Origin of the sequence: Micromonospora sp. NPDC049107 (genome assembly GCF_040648595.1) — a bacterium.
Taxonomy (GTDB): domain Bacteria; phylum Actinomycetota; class Actinomycetes; order Mycobacteriales; family Micromonosporaceae; genus Micromonospora.
The window spans coordinates 189,718-208,793 of the sequence record NZ_JBEZEC010000008.1; the positions used below are offsets into that span (position 1 = coordinate 189,718).

13 protein-coding genes, 2 tRNA genes and 1 pseudogene are annotated in these 19,076 nt (G+C 70.1%); 10 read left to right on the forward strand and 6 right to left on the reverse strand.

What is annotated here, in order from left to right:
* Positions 1-348 precede the first annotated feature (348 nt).
* A pseudogene (locus AB0B55_RS20900) lies at positions 349-633 on the forward strand (hypothetical protein); the annotation flags it as partial.
* Between the two features lie 171 nt (positions 634-804).
* Here AB0B55_RS20900 and AB0B55_RS20905 read toward each other — a convergent pair.
* A complete protein-coding gene (locus AB0B55_RS20905; RefSeq protein ID WP_357127585.1) occupies positions 805-2,082 on the reverse strand; it encodes a glycosyltransferase 87 family protein in 1,278 nt (425 codons plus the stop codon).
* A 73-nt stretch (positions 2,083-2,155) separates the two neighbouring features.
* Between AB0B55_RS20905 and orn the strand changes: the two genes are divergently transcribed.
* Both orn and AB0B55_RS20915 read left to right on the forward strand, forming a co-directional pair.
* The gene (gene orn / locus AB0B55_RS20910) at positions 2,156-2,746 is read left to right on the forward strand and encodes an oligoribonuclease (protein ID WP_308195323.1); all 591 of its coding nucleotides are present in this window, start codon (positions 2,156-2,158) and stop codon (positions 2,744-2,746) included.
* Between the two features lie 108 nt (positions 2,747-2,854).
* A tRNA-His gene (locus AB0B55_RS20915) sits at positions 2,855-2,930 on the forward strand.
* A 145-nt stretch (positions 2,931-3,075) separates the two neighbouring features.
* Here the strand turns inward: AB0B55_RS20915 and AB0B55_RS20920 are convergent.
* Both AB0B55_RS20920 and AB0B55_RS20925 read right to left on the reverse strand, forming a co-directional pair.
* Positions 3,076-4,359, reverse strand: coding sequence for an Ig-like domain-containing protein (locus AB0B55_RS20920; RefSeq protein WP_357173087.1), 1,284 nt, complete (start codon positions 4,357-4,359; stop codon positions 3,076-3,078).
* Positions 4,360-4,608: 249 nt separating this feature from the next.
* A complete protein-coding gene (locus AB0B55_RS20925) occupies positions 4,609-5,880 on the reverse strand; it encodes an Ig-like domain-containing protein (protein WP_357173090.1) in 1,272 nt (423 codons plus the stop codon).
* Positions 5,881-6,068: 188 nt separating this feature from the next.
* Between AB0B55_RS20925 and AB0B55_RS20930 the strand changes: the two genes are divergently transcribed.
* A tRNA-Lys gene (locus AB0B55_RS20930) sits at positions 6,069-6,144 on the forward strand.
* A gap of 206 nt (positions 6,145-6,350) precedes the next feature.
* Entirely contained in the window at positions 6,351-6,596 is a 246-nt protein-coding gene (locus AB0B55_RS20935; protein ID WP_355052179.1) for a DUF4326 domain-containing protein, read from the forward strand.
* Here the strand turns inward: AB0B55_RS20935 and AB0B55_RS20940 are convergent.
* A complete protein-coding gene (locus AB0B55_RS20940) occupies positions 6,586-7,455 on the reverse strand; it encodes a hypothetical protein (RefSeq protein WP_357127572.1) in 870 nt (289 codons plus the stop codon). The genes AB0B55_RS20935 and AB0B55_RS20940 overlap by 11 nt on opposite strands.
* A 172-nt stretch (positions 7,456-7,627) precedes the next feature.
* Here AB0B55_RS20940 and AB0B55_RS20945 point away from each other — a divergent pair, with 172 nt between their 5' ends.
* Positions 7,628-8,158 carry a helix-turn-helix domain-containing protein gene (locus AB0B55_RS20945; RefSeq protein WP_357173093.1) on the forward strand — a complete coding sequence of 177 codons (531 nt, stop codon included), beginning with the start codon at positions 7,628-7,630 and terminating at the stop codon, positions 8,156-8,158.
* A 4-nt stretch (positions 8,159-8,162) separates the two neighbouring features.
* Positions 8,163-8,810, forward strand: a complete 648-nt coding sequence (locus AB0B55_RS20950; RefSeq protein WP_357173096.1) for a PIN domain-containing protein — start codon at positions 8,163-8,165, stop codon at positions 8,808-8,810.
* A 25-nt stretch (positions 8,811-8,835) separates the two neighbouring features.
* On the opposite strand, the gene AB0B55_RS20955 is transcribed toward AB0B55_RS20950, so the two are convergent.
* A complete protein-coding gene (locus tag AB0B55_RS20955) occupies positions 8,836-10,041 on the reverse strand; it encodes a DUF418 domain-containing protein (RefSeq protein ID WP_357173099.1) in 1,206 nt (401 codons plus the stop codon).
* Positions 10,042-10,208: 167 nt separating this feature from the next.
* Between AB0B55_RS20955 and AB0B55_RS20960 the strand changes: the two genes are divergently transcribed.
* Together AB0B55_RS20960 and AB0B55_RS20965 are read left to right on the forward strand one after the other, a co-directional pair.
* On the forward strand, positions 10,209-13,274 hold the full coding sequence (locus tag AB0B55_RS20960; protein WP_357173101.1) for a VWD domain-containing protein: 3,066 nt from the start codon (positions 10,209-10,211) through the stop codon (positions 13,272-13,274).
* Between the two features lie 128 nt (positions 13,275-13,402).
* Positions 13,403-13,960: a hypothetical protein gene (locus tag AB0B55_RS20965; RefSeq protein ID WP_357173104.1), complete on the forward strand. Its 558-nt coding sequence runs from the start codon at positions 13,403-13,405 to the stop codon at positions 13,958-13,960.
* A 65-nt stretch (positions 13,961-14,025) separates the two neighbouring features.
* Here AB0B55_RS20965 and AB0B55_RS20970 read toward each other — a convergent pair whose 3' ends face one another.
* Entirely contained in the window at positions 14,026-15,684 is a 1,659-nt protein-coding gene (locus AB0B55_RS20970) for a Na+/H+ antiporter (RefSeq protein ID WP_357173323.1), read from the reverse strand.
* A gap of 299 nt (positions 15,685-15,983) precedes the next feature.
* Here AB0B55_RS20970 and AB0B55_RS20975 point away from each other — a divergent pair, with 299 nt between their 5' ends.
* Positions 15,984-18,968: a glycoside hydrolase family 3 C-terminal domain-containing protein gene (locus AB0B55_RS20975; RefSeq protein WP_357173107.1), complete on the forward strand. Its 2,985-nt coding sequence runs from the start codon at positions 15,984-15,986 to the stop codon at positions 18,966-18,968.
* Positions 18,969-19,076: the final 108 nt, after the last annotated feature.

Consider the following 19,076-nt stretch of genomic DNA (forward strand, 5'->3'; position numbering starts at 1 on the left):
CTGCTGCGGCGGGAGGCGCCCTTCGCGCGCGGCACGCAGACCCGTCTGCGGCTCGACGCCCGGACGCCCGACGGCCCGGCGTTCGTGGGGCTCGCGCCGACCGCCGAGGTGCGCCACTGGCTGGAGTCCGTGCCGTACGCCTCGGTCCGCCGGGTGGCGCTGGCCCGGGGGCCGCTGCCGGTCCGTCTGGAAGCCGCGGTCCCACCCGTGGCCCCGGCCGTCGATGCGGTCCGCCCGCCGCTGGGCCTTCCGTTCTGGGTACGCGAGGGCATCGGCACCGTCGAGTGGAGCGCCGACGACCTCGCGGGCGAGCCGATGAGCCTGGTGGTGATGCGCCCGGACGGCCGTGCCGACCTGACGCTGGAGCTGCGCGCCGAGCTGCGGGCCGGCTGGGTCGGCCCGGTCGCCTGGGGACTGCTGGTGGCGGGGGTGTTGCTGGTGGCGTGCGCGGTGCTGCTCCTGCTGCGCCCACCGCGTCCGCGTGAGGTGGTCTTCGTGGTCGAACCGGACCAGGTGCCCGTCCTCGCCGGCCGGCTCGGGGTCACGTCGCTCAGCGGCCTGGGCGTCCGCGATCCCCATCCCGTCCGGTCGGTGCCGGCCGTACGACAGCTCGCCCCGGTCGGCTCCGGCGTGTCCGAGTGGTCCCGGTCGGCGATCGGCGCGGAGCCGGCCCGGCCGACGCCGGAGGACTGACGTGGCAAGTGGCCCTTCGCGCTGCCGACGCGAAGGGCCACTCTCACCGGGGGAGCGGTGCTACCCGAGCGACGCTTGAGGTAGATGGGTTCAGATTAGCGGCGATGGACATTACTGAGGACTTGTGTCCATTTGGCGCGAATTTTCCTCCGTGCGGACCGGGCGGTACACGCGCACCGGCAGCGCCACCAGCAGCAGCAGACTGAGCAGGACGTAGGGGTTCTGCAGGACGAAGTCGACCGGATCGTGGGTGCGGACCGGCGCCGTACCCCATTTCTGGAACGTCACCACGCCGTAGACGATCACGGCGGTGGTGCCCACGGCGAGCGCGGCGGACCACCACCGCTGGCGTGCCTCGTCCGGGCGTTTCGCGCTGAGCGCGGCGTCGGCGAGCAGCACCACCGCCGGCACGAACCAGTAGATGTGGTGGGTCCAGGTGATCGGACTGATCAGAGCACCGACCAGGCCGGTCAGGGTCAGGCCGGTCAACGCGTGACCAGCCCGCGCGGCCCGGGCAGCCCGCCACAGTCCGTAGCCGGCCACCGCCGCCACGATCACCAACCACAGCAGCCGGTCCGGCTTCTCCGGCGCGGTGAACCGGCTCAGCAGACCGAAGACCGACTGGTTGCCGACATAGTCGGTGCGTCCCACCCGGTCGGTGTCCCACAGCTCCTGCGTCCAGAACCGCCAGGAGTCGCCGGGCGCGACCGCCGCCGCCAGCAGGGTCGCCGCCGCCGCCGTCACGCTCGCCACCGCGGCGGCCCGCCACCGGCGGGTGGCCACCAGGTACACGATGAAGATGCCCGGGAAGAGCTTGAGCGCCGTCGCCAGCCCGATGCCGACCCCGGCCCAGCGCCGCGCCTGCGGTACGGCGAACAACAGGTCCGCCAGGATCAGCACGACCAGCAGCATGTTGATCTGCCCGAGGGTGATCGTCTCGCGGGTGATCTCCACCGCCAGCACCAGCAGCACGGCGGCCGTCACGGTGAACGTGCGGGGCAGGTCATGGCGGACGATCACGGGCATCACCAGCCACCGGGTGGTCAGCACCACCGCCGCCACCGTGAGCACCGTGAAGATCGTCACGGTGACGCCGAGCCGGAGCAGTCCGAACGGCCACAACAACAGGGCGCTGAACGGCGGGTACGTGAAGTACAACTCACCCTGCACCCGGTCCGGCTGGACGTAGTCGTAGAGCGGGTGACCGGCCGTCCACCAGTCCATCGCCGACATGTAGATCTTCAGATCGAAGAAGTTGTGCACCAGGTTGCGCAGGTAGAGCGCGGGCAGCACGGCGACCAGCGCCACGATCGCGACCAGCCGACGGACCGTACGGCCACCGGGATCGTCGTCGGTGACGGCGGGCGGTGCGATGGGTTCGGCTGGCACTTGAGAAACCCTAGCGGTCCACCCCCTGAAGAGCGCGCAGCAGCGGGGCGTGGGCTGCGCGTAGGCTGTCCCGGTGGCTGACCTCCTCGTCTGGATCGACTGTGAGATGACCGGGTTGGACCTCGGCAGTGACAAGCTGATCGAGGTCGCGGCACTGGTCACCGACCCCGACCTCAACGTGCTCGGTGATGGTGTCGACGTGGTGATCCACGCCGACGAGGCGGCGCTGGAGGCGATGCCGGAGATCGTCCAGACGATGCACGCCAAGTCGGGCCTCACCGAGGAGGTCCGTCGGTCGGCGGTCACCCTGGCCGAGGCCGAGGACCGGGTGCTGGAGTACGTGAGCACCTTCGTGAAGGACCCGCGTACCGCGCCGCTGTGCGGCAACTCGATCGCCACCGACCGCGGCTTCATCGCCCGGGACATGCCCCGCCTCGACGCGCACCTGCACTACCGCATGATCGACGTGTCGTCGATCAAGGAACTCTGCCGCCGCTGGTACCCCCGTGTGTACTTCGGCCAGCCGCAGAAGGGCCTGGCGCACCGGGCGCTCGCCGACATCCGCGAGAGCATCCGCGAGCTGGAGTACTACCGGCGCACCATCTTCGTGCCGCTGCCCGGCCCGGACGTCGAGACCGCCAAGGGCATCGCCGCCGAGCTCTGATCCGGCGCCGCTCGGCCGGCGGGGAACCCGCTGGACGCCGTGCGCGGTGGTGGGGCTATTATTGGTCCGCACGACGCCCGGGGCGACAGACCGAGTGTCGGAGGCGTGGTGGCTGTAGCTCAGTTGGCAGAGCACCGGGTTGTGGTCCCGGTTGTCGTGGGTTCAATTCCCATCAGTCACCCCAATAGTCAGGCCCCCTCCTCGGAGGGGGCCTGAGCTGTTTGTGCGGGCCGCGCGCCTGGCTGATCCACTCCAGGTCGCCGATCTGCGGGTATCCAGCCGCCCGGACACCCCGACATCGCCGACCTGGAGTGGATCAGCCTCTCGGCTCAGCTCGTCGGCGTCGGCGACGGGGTGCCGGCGGCGTCCGGGGCCGCCGGGGCGTCCGGGTCGTACGGCAGGGCACTGCCCTTGACGTACTCGTCCCAGCTCATGTTCCAGTCCGTCCAGCCGTTGCCGTTCTGGAGCTTGCGTTCGGTCCCCTTGACGGTGATCGGGTCACCGACCTCGGTGTTCTTGAACAGCCAGTCGCCGTTCGCCATCGACACGTTCACGCACCCGTGCGAGACGTTGACGCTGCCCTGCTGACCCTCGGACCAGGGGGCCGCGTGGATGAACTCGCCGCCCCAGGTGAGGCGCTGCGCGAAGTCAATCTTGGTGCGGTAGCCGTCCTCGGGGCCCAGCTCCTCGAACGTGTCGAAGACCGTCTTGCGCAGCTTCTCGATCACGATCATGGTGCCGCTGGACGAGGGGGTGCTCTTCTTGCCCAGGCTGACCGGGATCGTCTTGATCACCTTGCCGTCGCGGGTCACCGTCATCCGCTTGGTCTTGTTGTCGACCGTCATGATCAGCTTGGGGCCGATCTTGATGTCGACCGACAGGTCCGCGCGGCCGTAGTAGCCGTCGCCCATCGGCAGGCCACCCGCCTGGACGCGGTACGAGACCTTGCTGTTCGCCTTCCAGAACTCCTTCGGCCGGTACCGGACCTCGGTCGGGCTGACCCAGTGCCAGATGCCCGGCTGGGCCGGCGTCGAGGTCACCGTCATGCGGCGCTGCACGTCGTCGCGGTAATCCTCCGGGATGTCCCGGCTGAACTTCACGATCAGCGGCATCCCGACACCGACCTGCTGGTTGTCGCCGAGGAAGCTGCTCACCCGGACCTGCTTGTCGGGCTTGGCCATCGTGGTGAAGGTGCTGGTCGCGGTGGCCGGCCGACCGTCGTCGCCGGTGGCCGTCACCGTGGCGGTGTAGCTGGTGCCGTACGCCAGGGCTTCGCTCGGCAACCACGACTTGCCGTCCGCCGCGAGGGTCCCCTTGACCGCCTTGCCGGCCGCGTCCTTGAGCTCGACGGCGGTCTCCTGGGCATCCTGCGTGGTGAAGGTGATGCCGGTGGAGGCGGGGACGTCCTTGGCGTCGGCCGCCGGTTCGGCGATGGTCGCCGACGCCTTGGGCGCGGGTGTTTCGGCCCCGCCCTGCCACGAGGACGGCTTGCCGCCACCGCCGTCGCCGTCGGTGCAGCCGGCGGTGAAGGCCAACGCCACGGCGAGGAGTCCCGCCGCGAGCACGCGGCGTCGCCCGCGGGGCGGGATCAGCTGGTCCTGGCTAGCTCGCATGATGTCCTCACAGTCGTGGTCGCTGACCCATCGTCTCCTAAAGACGTGTCAGAACCGGTCCTGGTTGCCGCGGGTGGGCAGGAACACGCCGCGCACGATGTCGGATTTTTGTTACTATCCGGCGTTTCGTGATTAGGGTTCGTCTTCCTGTCGAAGCCGAAGGGTCGCCGCCGCCGTCACGTCGCGGGCAGTGCAAGGGTACGCGCCGGCCCGTGCCATCGGCAGGGCCGGCGCGACGACGCCGGACGCTCAGAGCGCCGGGCCGGATCCACCCTTGGGTACCGGCAGCGCGCTGCCCTTGATGAACTCCGACCAGCTCAGACTCCACGCCGTCCAGCCGTTGCCGGCGGCGATCTTGCGCTCGGTGCCCTTGATGGTGATCGGGTCACCGATCCGCGTCTTGTCGAACAGCCACCTGGCGTTGGCCGTCGACACGTTCACGCAGCCGTGCGAGACGTTCTGCCGTCCCTGCACGTGCTCCGACCAGGGTGCGGCGTGGATGTACTCGCCGCCCCAGGTGAGCCGCTGGGCGAACTGGATGTCGGTGACGTAGCGGTTGGCCGGATCGGGATCGTCACGGGTGTCGAAGACCGTGGCTTCCTTCTTCTCCATCACGACCATCGTGCCGCTGGACGACGGGGTGCTCTTCTTGCCCAGGCTCACCGGGATGGTGCGCGTCAGCGCGCCGTTCTCGTACACCGACATCTTCTTCGTGGCGTTGTCGACCTTCATCACCAACGACCGGCCGATCTTGGCGGTCGCCTTGCGGTCGATGTCGCCGTACCTGCCGTTGCTCAGCGGCACCCCCGCCAACGCGATCCGGACGCTGATGGTGGTGCCCGGCTTCCAGTACTCCGGCGCCCGGTAGTACGCCTGCGTGCCGTTGTCGACCCAGTGCCAGGCGCCCGGCTGCGGCGGGTCGGTCTTGACGAACATCCGCTTCTGCACCGCCGCCCGGTCCTTCTTGGGGATGCCCGGGTGGAACTCGGTCACCACCGGCATCGCGACGCCGTAGCTCTTGTCGTCGAAGAGGTACAGGCCGGACCCGATGGTCGACTTCGGCTTGGCCATCGTGGTGAAGGAGCTGGTGCCCTGGCTGCTCGTGCCGTCCGGCGTGCTCGCCGTCACCGCGGCCGTGTACTTCGTACCCCACTTCAGGGGCGCGGACGGCACCCAGGCCGAGCCGTCGGCGCGGAGCTTGCCCTCCACGGTCGCGCCGCCGGCCGCGGTCAGGGTGACCGCGGACACCTTCCCGCCGCTCGGCAGCTTGGCGCTGATCTCCGTACTCACGGGCTTGTTCTTCGTGCCGTCGGCCGGGCTCAGCGTCAGCGCCGGCCCACTGGGCGCGCTGGGCTCGCCGCTCGTCGACGGGGCGGCCGAGTCGGGTGCGGTACCCGCATCCGCCGACGTCCCGCCGACGAATTCCGGTTTCTTCTGCTCGTCGCCGCACCCGGTCAGTGCCAGCGACGCCGCCAGAGTCAGAGCGCCCACCACCGCCCCGGCTCGCGTGAACCGTGCCATCCCCACCTCTGTTCTCGCGTACCTGGCGGACATCGTGCCGTATCAGTGGCCCGACCCACGCCCCCGTCCCAGGCCCGAGGGCTGGTTTGTGGCTGTATGCCCGTTAAGCTCGACCGAAGGGGGGAGTCGGGTAACCGGATTGGAGCCCGCCTTGGCGGGGTGCTAATGTTCTCTCCGTTGCCGAACGAGCGCCGCTAGCTCAACTGGCAGAGCAGCGGACTCTTAATCCGCGGGTTCGGGGTTCGAGTCCCTGGCGGCGCACCAAACGAGCAAGGCCCTGACCGGGTTGATTTACCGGGTCGGGGCCTTTTTCGCGTGCGACGGGCGGTGGGCACGGGTCGAAAAGTCGAAGGACCGGAGCGACCGACTTTCCTCGAGCATTCTCGCGAGGGCCGGGTGTCGACGATTACGGTGGTGGCGTGGGGGGACGTCGGCGGGTTCGCGTGCGGGGAGACCTCTACCACCCGGTTGTGCCGCCTGGCGCCGTGTACGTCGGACGGCAGGGGTTCGGGTTGCGACGTTCTCCGTGGGCCAATCCGTTCAGCCTGCGGCAGCATGATCGGGCGGAGGCGTTACGCCTCTATCGGCAATGGCTTGTGGGGCAGCCTGCTCTTGTTGATCGAGCGCGGCGGGAACTCACGGGGAAGCAGTTGGCGTGCTGGTGCCGCACTGAGGACCCGTGCCATGCCGACGTGCTGGCCGAACTCATCGGTTGACGTGCGATCGGTGTCGAGCTGCGGGCCGTCTCGGTGCGTAGACACCGCCGATGCTGAAGGATTGCGGTCGTGCCGCCTGGTTGCCTACGTAGAAGGCGACGTCGCGGTCAGCCCCGCAGAGTTGGGTGAGGAACTTGTCTCTCAGCTGCTCCGCAGCCTCCGCGTCGGTGAGTCGGTCCAGCCTGCGTTGTAGGGCGACGAACTCCCAGTCCCAGAGGGTCTGCTGGTGGCCGCGGCAATGGCGGTCCGCGCAACGGTAGCGGTACGCACCAGTGAAGCGTGGTGCTTGAAGTGCGCTGCGCTTGGTCGGTTCCAGCAGATCGAGCTGGTTGAGGTAGCCCTCGATCTTCTTGCGGTCCTCCGCTGACCAGCCGGGATGTCGCTTGACCTGTAGAGCTGAGATGTCAACCGCGCGAATCAACGCGATCGATCGTCCGCTCGGATCCTCACGGATCTGCTTGTTGAGCCGGCACATGGAGTCTTCGACGAGTGGATCGAGGAGACTCCGACGCGATTGCCGACTGGCAAGATGCCGCTCGGTCGTGATCGTGTCCACGATCGGCTTCCAGCTCTCGCGCCGCTGGTCTTGCCTGGCTGGCAGCGCCTCAACGTGGATGACGTCGTACTTGTGGAACTTGCTGTCGTCGTCGAGATCCCGGTAGTGCACGGGATAGAGGCGGATCCACCCCGTCCAGGGCGGGTCCAGGCCCAGTGCCCCGACGCAAACCGTCTCCCCGTACCGGGCGGAGGGGTTGGGGGCCGCCTTCACTGTGATCAGGAGGCGAAGTCTTGCTGGTCGTGCCAGGACTGGCTTTGGCTCGTCGTCGGTGCTCGGTCCCCACAACGGAAGCTGTTCCATCGAAACCACCTACATCGCTAGATGTAGCTATAGGAACGCACTGAGTTACATAGACAGTCTCATGTTCGGCGGATCTGGCGCTAGTCCATCGCGGGTTGCCCTCGGCCTGTCTCATCCGTTTCGTGGACGAAAGAAACGAAGGTGGTTACGATGATTTCGACTAGGAGGCGTCATGACTGCGGCTGCACTGAAGGAAGAGACGTACCTGCCAGAAGCTGATGGGCAGGTTGCCCAGGTCCACGACTTCATCCAGGCCCACGAGCGGACGGGACGGGGGCCGGTCGCACCACGTTACTTCCTGGCCGGAGCCACCCCAGGTGACCGCGTCGAGCTTCCAGCCGAGGTCTACGGGGCGCTTCGCCAGGTTGTCGAGGCGCTCCAGCAGGGGTTTGCGGTGACTGTGGCTCCGCGGACGCTGAAGCTGACAACCCAGCAAGCCGCCGACCTGCTCGGAGTCAGTCGACCGACGGTCGTCAAGTTGCTTGACGAGGGCAAGGTTCCGTTTGAGCGATTGGGGACTCACCGACGCATCCTTCTCCCCGACCTGCTTGCGTACCGGGCGCAGCGCAGGGCTGACCAGTACGCCGCGCTTGAAGCAACCTCAGTGGACATTGATGACGAGGAAGACCTCGACGCGTTGACGCGGCGACTGCGCGAAACGCGTCGCGCAGTCGCACGACGCCGCAAGGGCCTGACAGAATAGGCCAGTGTTCACGGCCCTTCTCGACACCTGTGTTCTCTGGCCAGACCTGCAACGCGACTTTCTTCTATCCCTTGCGATCGAGGGCTTGTATCGGCCTGTGTGGAATTCGGTCGTGCTCGAGGAGTTGGAATACGAGCAGAGAGCAAAGTTGATCGAGCGAGGGCATGAAGCTGACGAGGCCGCCAAGCGCATCGAGCAGATCAGACAGCATTTCGACGATGCGGAGGTCGGTGGGTGGGAGGGTCTGGAAGGTACCTACGGCCTGCCCGACCCCGACGATGAGCATCTCGTTGCTGCCGCGGTTGTCGCCAACGCCGGCGCTGTCATTACGCTTAACGTGCGAGACCTGCCTCCGGGTAAGTTGCCTCGCGGGTTGCAGGTGCTCTCGCCCAAAGAGTTCGCAGCCAATACCGTCTCCCTTGATCCGGTTAGAGCCTGCGCTGCCGTGGCTGCCATAGCCAAACGCTCCGGCAGACTGGGTCGGGTTCAGGCCGAAGAGGACATCTTGGAAATTCTCGACCGCCGCTACGGGATGACGTCTGCGGTCGAGATGATGCGACAGGCGGCGGTCGATCTGCTGGTGCCGCCTCCGCAACCTCGGGTCGGCGAGCCGGCGACGCGCTTTGACGCCCGCGGATCGGCTGCGAAGTGACCAAGCAAGGCGCGAGTACCGTCCGTCATACGTGGTCGGCGACTCGCAACCGTGGCCACTGCTGCTCGGTCCAGGCCCGCAACAGCCACTCCGCCGGCCCGTACCGGAACCGTGCCATCCACGCCGCGCTGGCTGCGACCTGCACGCCATAGATCGCGACCGCGACGAGGAGCACGACCGGGGGCGCGACGGCACCGGCGAGGCCCAGGCCGACGCCGGTGAAGACCAGTACGCAGAGCACCGACTGACCCAGGTAGTTGGACAGGGACATCCGTCCGGCCGGCGCGAGCACGGTCACGACCCGTCGTCCCCGGTCGGTCGCGAAGAACTCCAGGAGCGTGGCGGCGTACGCGGCCGCGAGCAGCGGCGCGGTCAGGACGCCCACCGTCACTCCGGTCAGGTTGCCGGTGCCTCCACCCGAGGCGAAGACCACGGCGCCGGCCAGGCCGACCGGATAGCCCACGCGCTGTACCCGGCGTAGGAGCTGCCGGTTCCCGGCGATGTCGGTGAGGAGCCGGCGACGCCCCGCCGCGTACCCGAAGAGGAACGCCGAGAGGGCGAGCGGCCCCTGCACGAGGAGCGTGCCGACCATCGCCGGCAGTTGGCGTACGTGCTCGGCGATCACCGATCCGAGCCCGCCCTGTAGCGCCTCGGTGGACCGCTGCCCCGCGGCGAGCGCCGCCGCCGGGTCGGTGACCAGTTCGGTTCCGCCGACGGCCGCGAGCGCGAGGACGAAACCGATCCCGGCGGTCAGCAGTACGGCTGCGCGCAGCGCGGTTCCGACCGCGACTCGTCGCATGGCGAGCAGCACCAGGCCGAGAAGCGCGTACGTGGTCAGGATGTCGCCCTGGAACAGCAGCACCGCGTGCAGGACGCCGAGGACGAAGAGCCCGGCCAACCGTCGCCGGAACCGGGGGACGATGTCGACGCCGCGCCGGGCAGCGGAGTCGAGCTGGAGGGTGAAGCTGTAGCCGAACAGGAAGGCGAAGAGCAGATACGCCTTCATCGCGAACAGCAGCTCGACCGACCACAGTGCCGCCTGGTCACCCCATGAGTCGTGGGCGGGATCGGGAACCAGGTGGAAGGGGTAGCCGGAGGCGAAGAAGGCGATGTTGACGAGCAGGATGAGCAGCAGTGCCACGGCGCGCAGGGCGTCGACGTCGGCGATCCGGGAGGACGTCCCGGGCAGCTCGGCGAGCACGACTGGCGGGTCTTTGCTGGAGAATTTCACGACTACCCCCGTAAGCGACAGAGAACCTGTTCGCAGGCTATGAAGCGGCCGGTCCAGGTGACAGCCGGTGAGCGGGACTGTCGCCGGTGGGGCAGGCCCTACCTCCACGGCGACCGGTCCCCGACAGAGCGCGGGAATCCCGTCGCCGCGCCCCTACAGTCCCCACCATGAGGTGGACGCTTCGATCGGCTACCGGACTCGCCGTACTCGTGACGGCCCTGGTGGCCGGGGCGGCGAGCGCCGCCGCGGCGCCCGACGGCGACGGCCTCGGCCTGGCCCTGCGGCCCGGGCAGGCGGACTACCGCGCCGGTGACCAGGTCCGCCTGGACCTCACCGTCACGAACTCCACCGGGTCGGCGTGCGCGCTGCCCACCACGGCCGTCGGCACCGTCCAGATAACCGGGGTACGCCGGGACGGGCGCGATCTCACGCCCACGCTCGCCCGCAGCTTCCACGACGACGGGATCGCCGCGGCGGCCACCGCCGGTCTGACCACTGTCGAGCCCGCGGCGACGGCGACCGTGACGCTCACCGGGATCCGGCTGGGTGACGCTCCCGGCGAGGTCGTGCTCCGCTCGGTGGCGGCCACCGGGGACGGCGGCGGTCTCGACTCGCTCTGGCCGGTCGGCGCTCCCGGCCGGTACGAGGTGACGGCCGGCTACGTGCCACTGCCGGTCACCGGCGCGGTCGACCCCTGCACGGGTGCGACGGCCCTGCGGAGCACCACGTTCACGGTCGGCGACGGCGGTGCGTCCGGTCGCCGCTGGCTCTGGCCGGCGGCCGGCGTACTGCTGCTGGTGCTGCTCCTGGCCGCGCTGGTGATCCTGCTGCGGGTACGCCGCCGGCCGACCGCCGCCACCGTGGTCCTGCTGCTGGTGGCCGTCGGTGCGCTGGTCGGCGGCGGGGCCCGCCCGGCGCGGGCCGACTACTCGGTCGACCCGACCTCCGGTGTGCCGATCAAGGGCGTCGACTTCCAGGCCGCCGTGGACGGCTGTCTGAGCGGGTTCGCCGCGCCGGGCGGGGACCCGTCCGGCATCCTGCCCCGGCTGAAGGACAAGAAGAGCCCGAAGGTGCGGATCATCCCCACCCCGGGCGGCTCCGGCGCGTTCGAGACGCCGGACAGCCCCGACGGCAAGGGCTCGTCCACCGTCACCTGGAATCCGACCTCCACCGACCCGTACGAGGACGGCGTGGCCCGCGATCCGTGCGCCGCGCTCTACCACGAGCTGAACCACGCCGACGACATCTCCCGCGACGCGGTGCCACCGGGCGAGTGCGGAAGCACGGGCATTCCCACCGCCGAGGTGCGGGCGACGTTGGCGGAGAACCGTTACCGGGCGGCGAAGGGCCTGCCGCCGCGCAAGGACTACAAGGGCAAGCCGCTGCCGAAGAGCCTGGACGAGTGCAAGAAGCCGCCGAAGAAGACGCCCCCGCCGAAGGGGCCGGTGAAGATGTGTGAGGACGGCGCCGACTGCGGCGGCAGCAACGGCGACCCGCACCTGGTCACGTTCGACCGGGTCGCCTACGACTTCCAGGCCGTCGGCGAGTTCACCCTGGTCGCCGCGACCGAAGGTGACCCGCTGGAGGTCCAGGTCCGGCAGTCGCCGATGACGGGCTCCCGGTCCGCCTCGGTCAACTCGGCGGTCGCGTTCCGGATCGGCGTCCACCGCGTCGCGCTCACCCTCACCGACGGCGCCACCCGGGTGCACGTCGACGGCACGCCGGTCGCCGCGCCACCGGAGCGGACCGACCTGGCCGGCGGCAACCTCACCCGCCGCCCGTCCGACACCGGCGAGACCGACGGGTACGACGTGACGTGGCCGGACGGCTCGGCGGCGGCGGTGGACCAGATCGGCCGTTACGGCTACCGGGTGCTCGTCCGGCTCGCCGACGGCCGGGCCGGGAAGGTACGCGGCCTGCTCGGCGACTTCGACGGCGACCCGGCCGACGACATCGCCCCCGCCGGCAGCGCGGCCCTCGCCCAGCCCGTGCCGTTCGCCACGCTCTACCCGTCGTACGCGGACAGTTGGCGGCTCACCCAGGACCGCTCGCTGTTCCCGTACGGCGACGGCGAGGACACCGGCACGTTCACCGACCGGACCTTCCCCGAGCGGGAGGTGACCGTCGCCGACCTCGACCCGGCCCGGCGTGCCGCCGCCGAACGGATCTGCCGGTGGGCTGGCGTCACTGCCGCGGGCCCGCTCGCCGACTGCGTCTTCGACGTCGCCGTCAGCGGGCGTGGTGAGTTCGCCGTCGCCGGGGCCACCACCGAACGGATCGCCCCGCCGACCGCCCCGCCGATCAGCGCCGTGCCGATCGCCACGGCCAGCCTCACCCCGGGCGGCGAGCCGTTGACGTTCAACGGCCGCACCGGGGACGCCGTCTTCGTCGACGTCAGCGCGCCGGGGATGGCCGACCGCTGCTCGCCGTACGTGCTCACCGACCCGGCCGACCGGCTGCTCGGAGCCGGCTGCGCCATCGGCGGCGTCGGGTACATCGACCGCGTCGACCTCACCACCACCGGCACGTACGCCGTGCGGGTCACCGCCGCCGCCGGCGACACCGGACGAGCCGTCGTCCGGGTGTACGTGGCCCGGGACGTCGACGGCACGCTGCAGGCGAACGGCCCGGAGGTCACCGCGACCCTGGAGCAGCCCGGCGCGTGGGCCCGGTACCGGTTCGCCGGGCAGCAGGGCGAGCGCGTCTTCGTCGAGGCGCCCACGAGCACACTGCCCAACCAGTGCACCCCGCTGGAACTGCGCGACACCGAAGACCGGCTGCTGAGCAGCGGCTGCGTGATCAACGGCGTTGGCGAGATCGACGGCACGCTGTTGCCCGCCGACGGGACGTACACGGTGGTGGTCGATCCGACCGGACGCACCACCGGCACGACCACACTGCGGCTGGTCAGCAGCCGCGACCGGGCGGCGACGATCACCGTTGGCGGTCCGCCGGTCGTCGCCACCGTGGACCGGCCGGGGGCGGTGACGAGCTACCGGTTCACCGCCGCCGCCGGGACGTCGGTGAGTCTGACCGCGACCGCCTCCGACCTGCCCGACCAGTGCGGTGTGCTGGAGCTACGCGCCCCCGACGGCAGCCCGATCACCAGCGGATGTGTGATCAATGGGGCTGGTGACATCGACCGGACGACGCTGCCGGCCGCCGGCACGTACACGGTGGTGGTGGACCCGTCCGGGGTCGCGACCGGGCAGGTCACGTTGACGCTGCGGTGATGCGGTGATCGGTGGCGGCTGGGCGACACCACACGCCGGGCGGCGCGCTGCTGAGCAGCCACCGATCGACCCCTCGGGCGGCCCGGGTCTAGGTTCTTCCCGGTTGGTATCGACGACGGGGGTACGGGGTGGGCGACGAGAAGCTCGACGATGCGGGCATCAGGGACGGGTTCGACCTGCTGGTCACCCCCGACGTCCGGTACACGCGGTTGCGGCGACGGGATCTGCGGCGGATGAGTTTGCTGTTCGTCATCTCGGGGCTGCTGTTGTCGATCACGAGTCTCGGTACGTTCTCGGCCGATGGTGGCTGGCTCCTCGCCGGGCTGTTCGGCCTCCCGTTCGGGGTGGTCTGGTTCGTCGTGGGGCTGATCAACGGCTCGGCGTACCTGCGAGGCCACGCCGAGTTGAGCGCGCCGGTGCGGTACGTGTTCACCGCGGAGGCCATCGAGTGGCACGCCGCCCATGCGACGTTGCGATTGCCGTGGACGGCGATCAGGCACGCCGTCCGGATGCGGGAGGCGTACCGTCTGGACTGCGCAGACCAGCAGCCCCGGTACCTGTGCCGGACGACACTGACGCCCGCTGAGGACGCGCGGCTGACGGCGTACCTCGATGAGCGGTTGGCCGCGCGGCTGGCCACCGAGGCGTCCGTGCGGCCGATGCCACCGGTCGGTGCCGGCTCGTAGTCGGGCCGGCCGGGCGAGGTCCGGATCCGTTGGCCGACCACTGGTGCGCCCCCATCGGTGCGAACCTACTGCCGCTTGGGGAGCAGCAGTTCCTCGTGGTCGAGTTCCCGCTCCAGGACCCGCAGCTCCTCGTCCGGGAGCCGCCCGGAGTCACGCCAGCGCACCAACTCCTCGCGCTGCGCGTCGAGCGCGGTACGGCGGACCCGTAGCGCCGTCTCGTACTGCGGTGACGTGGGGATCTCCGACGATCCACTCTGTTCGAGCAGGTCGAGCCGGCCGCGGTAACGCGCGAGGCGGGCCAGCAACTGGGTACGCGTGGTGTTGACGGCCACCGCGCTGTCCGGTTCGGCGGCGGCGACCTCGTCGAGACGGGCCAGAGCCGCCTCGACCGCTGCGGAGCGGGCCTCGTTGCGTACCCGGGCCTGGTCGGTTTCGTTGGCGCGCAGGCCGAGCATCCGCACGAGCGGTGCGAAGGTCAGACCCTGACCGACCAGCGTCACGAGCACGACCACGAAGGTGCAGAACAGCAGCAGGTCACGGTCGGGAAAGGGCGACCCGTCGTCGGTGGTCAGCGGCAGGGTGAAGATCGCGGCCAGGCTGATGACGCCGCGCGTGCCGGACCAGCTCAGCGCCACCACCTCGCGGGAGGTGAGTCGGCGGGCGTTGCGGTCCGCCCGCGCGACCTGTCGGGCGGTGTTCGGCTCGTCGGCGTCGTCCTGCTCGGAGATGCCGCCGAGGCGGGTGTGCAGGGACCGGGGGAGCGACTGGGTCAGCACCAGCCACCCGGGACGCAGGAGCAGCACCACACCCACGGACACCGCGACGGCGATGACGATCGTCGACGTGTCGTACTGGCGCAGTCCCTTGACGACCTCGGGGAGCTGCTGGCCGATCAGCAGGAAGACGAAGCCTTCGAGGAGGAAGTCGACGAGGCGCCACACCGCGCTGGTCTGGAGCCGGGCGGCCCCGGACCCGACCTGGGGCGTCTGGTGGCCGACGATCAGCCCGGCGATCACCACGGCGAGTACGCCGGAGACGTGCAACGCCTCGCCCAGCAGGTAGGCCACGAACGGTGTCGCGAGCGAGATCGCGTTGGACAGCAGCGGGTCCGCGGTGAGCGGGCGGGCCAGTCGTTTCGCCCAGGCGACGGCGACGCCGACGGCGACCCCGCCGACCGCCGCCAGCACGAACTGGGCCACGGCGGCGGGGAACGAGAACGTGCCACCGACGGCGGCGGCCACCGCGACGCTGAGCATCGTCAGCGCTGTCGCGTCGTTGAGCAGCCCCTCGCCCTGGATGATCGTGACCATCTTCGGCGGCAGGTTGACCCGGCGGCCCACCGCGAGGGCGGCCACCGGGTCGGGCGGGGCGATGGCGGCGCCGACCGCGATGCCGGCGGCCAGGGTCGCGCCCGCGACGAACAGGTGGAACCCGAGGCCGACGAGCAGCCCGGTGAGGAGAACCAGCAGCACCGAGAGGCTGACCACGATGCGCAGGTTCCGGCGGATGTCCAGCAGTGAGGAGTCCAACGCCGCGCTGTAGAGCAGCGGCGGCAGCACGACCATGAGCACCAGCTCCGGGTCGAGGCCGATGTTGGGGCCGGGTAGCAGCGCGTACACGATCCCGATGAGCGGCAGCAGCGCGGCCGCCGGCAGGCCGGTACGGGACGCCACCCACCGGACGGCGACGATGACCGCCACGGCGGCGAGCACGAACAACACCATCGAATGGGCGCGCACCTGGTGACGTCCCCCCGGATCGGCGCGTGGGTCTCGGGGTCGACCCTACCCGGCACCGGACCGTACGGACTCGTCGCGGACTCGGCGCGCGAGCGTCCGGCCTTGCCCATCAATTGGTGCGCTTCTATAGTTGCGCGATCACCACATTCATGGCCGTGGTTACGCGGCCGGGTCGTCGAAGCGCTTCGACGATTCGTCGTTCAGGCCCGTCAGCCGGGTGTCGAGCCTGGCCACGCCGGTCTTGGCGCTGAATCGCGCCTGTCGTACGACATGAGGAGAATCGCATGCGGAAGTGGCGCCTTCGGCGCGGAATCACCGCGCTCGCGCTCGCCCTGCTCGCCCTGCCGACCGTCCCCGGCGCGGCACACGCCGACCCCACCTACCCGTTCCGTGACCCCAGCCTGCCCGTCCAGGTCCGGGTCGACGACCTGCTCGGCCGGCTCACGCTGGACGAGAAGATCTCCTGGCTGCACCAGTACCAGCCGGCCGTTCCCCGGTTGGGCATCGGCCTGTTCAAGACCGGCACCGAGGCGCTGCACGGCGTCGCCTGGTCGACCGACATCGACAACAACGGCGCGGTGGTCAAGGCGCGCGGCACGTCCTTCCCGCAGCCGGTGGGCATGGCGAGCACCTGGAACCCCGACCTGATCCAGCGGGTCGGGTCGGCCGTGGGCGACGAGGCGCGCGGCTACCACGCGCAGAACCCGCGGGTCTGGGGTCTCAACCTCTGGGCGCCGGTGGTCAACCTGCTCCGCGACCCGCGCTGGGGTCGCAACGAGGAGGGCTACTCCGAGGACCCGCTGCTCACCGCGAAGATCTCCACCGCGTACGGCTCGGGGATGACCGGCGGCGACCCGGACCACCTCAAGAGCGCGCCGACCCTCAAGCACTACCTGGCCTACAACAACGAGGTCCGGCGCGACGTCACCTCGTCGAACGTCCCGCCGCGGGTGCTCAACGAGTACGACCGGGCCGCCTTCAAGCCGGCCATCGCGGCCGACGCGGCGACCGGCGTGATGGCCTCGTACAACCTGGTCAACGGCCGCCCGGCGACCGTGGATCCGGACCTGGCGACGGTGGTACGGGGCTGGACCGACCAGCCCCTGATGAACGTCACGGACGCCTGGGCGCCGAACAACCTCGTCGCCTCGCAGGGCTACTACCCGACCCAGGCGCAGGGGAACGCCGCGATCGTCAAGGCCGGCCTCAACAGCTTCATCACCGACGACACCAACGCCCAGCCGACCGTCACCGCCATCAAGCAGGCCCTCGCCGACGGCCTGCTCACCGAGGCGGACATCGACGCCCGGATCGCCGAGATCCTGAACCTGCGCGTCCGACTCGGCGAATTCGACCCGGGCGGCGGCCGGTACGGCGGCATCACCCCGGACGTCATCAACAGCCCGGAACACCAACGGCTGGCCCGTCAGGCCGCCGGTGAGGCGATGGTGCTGCTCAAGAACTCGCGGCAGGCGCTGCCGCTGAACCCGGCCCGGACCCGCAAGGTGGCCGTGCTCGGTCCACTCGCCGACACCCTCTACACCGACTGGTACGGCGCCGACCTGCCGTACCAGGTGACCGCGCTGGACGGCATCCGCGAGCGGTTGGGCAGTTCGGCGAGCGTCGACGGGCTCGACGGGGCGGACCGGATCGCCCTGAAGGACCCGTCCACCGGCCGGTATGTGACTGCCACCGGCACCACCGACGCGGACCCGGTCGCCGCCACCGGCGCCGACGCGTCGCTCGCGGCCCAGTTCGACAGCGTCGACTGGGGACAGAACGTGGTGACCCTGCGCAACGCCGCGAACGGCCGTTACCTCGGCTACAACTGGGGGCCGTTCGTCACCCGGGACGAGCAGCCGAACGGTTGGTACGTCCAGCAGCAGTTCACGCTGGAACCGCAGGCCGACGGGACGGTCGCGTTGCGCTACGCCGGCTACGAGACGACCGAGAGCTGGTTCGGCGTCAACACGTACGTCACGGTCGGCGACGACGGCGCGCTCAAGCTCGGGGCGTCCACCGCGGCGGACGCGACCCACTTCCAGCGTGAGGTGATCAGTAGCGGAGTCGACCGTGCCGTCGCGGCGGCGAAGGCGGCCGACACCGCCGTCCTGGTCGTCGGCAGCAACCCGTTCATCAACGGGCGCGAGGCCCACGACCGCACCACGATGGCGTTGAGCGCGGGCCAGGAGGCGCTGGTCAAGGCCGTGACGAAGGCCAATCCGCGAACGGTGCTGGTGTTGCAGACCAGCTACCCGGTCACGATCGGGTGGGAGCAGGAGCACGTGCCGGCGATCGTGTGGACCACCCACGCGGGCGCGGAGACGGGTCACGCCGTCGCCGACGTCCTGTTCGGCGACCGCAACCCGTCCGGCAAGCTCACCCAGACCTGGTACCGCTCGGACCGGCAACTACCGCCGGACCTGCTGGAGTACGACATCATCTCGTCCGGGCAGACCTACCTGTACAGCGCCGCCAAGCCGCTCTACCCGTTCGGCCACGGGCTGTCGTACACCGGGTTCCGGTACGGCCAGCTCCGCGCGGACGGCCGTTCGGTCGCGGCGGACGGCACCATCACGGCCCGCGTCGACGTGACCAACACCGGTAGCCGGGCCGGCTCCGAGGTCGTCCAGCTCTACAGCCACCAACGCACCTCGCGGGTGAAGACGCCGATCCGGGCGCTCAGGTCGTTCCAGCGGGTGGACCTCGCCCCCGGGCAGACCCGCACCGTCACGCTACGGGTGCGCGCCGCCGACCTCGCGAACTGGGACGTCACCCGGAGTCGGTGGGTGGTCGAGTCGTCCGCGTACGACCTGATGGTCGGCGCGAGCGCCACGGATGTCCGGGGCCGCACGGCGGTCATGGTCCGCGGTGAGACGATCCCGGCCCGGGACCTGACCCGGACGACCCGCGCCGAGAATTTCGACGGGTACGCGGGGGTCCGGCTCGTCGACGAGACGAAGGTACGCGGTACGGCCGTGGGCGCCACCGCAGCCGGTCAGTGGATCTCCTTCGGGAAGTCCGCCCTGCGCCCGGGCGGCCACACCTTCACGGCGCGGGTCGCCAAGGCCACGGCGGGCACCGGCACGATCCAGGTTCGGCTGGGTTCGCCCACCGGTCGACTGCTCGGTACGGCCACCGTGCCGAGCACCGGCGACGACTACCGGTACGTCAGCGTCAGTGCCGAGGTTGCCCGGGTTGCCGGGACCCACGACGTCTACCTGGTGTTCGACTCTCCACTGCGGCTGGCGGACTTCTCGCTGCGCTGATCCGGACGGCTCGGGCCGGGGTGTTGGTGTCCCTCGGCCCGAGCCGATTCCGAATTCATCGGATGATCGACGATCAAGCATTGTGCTGCTCGTCTGCTTTGCGCTTTT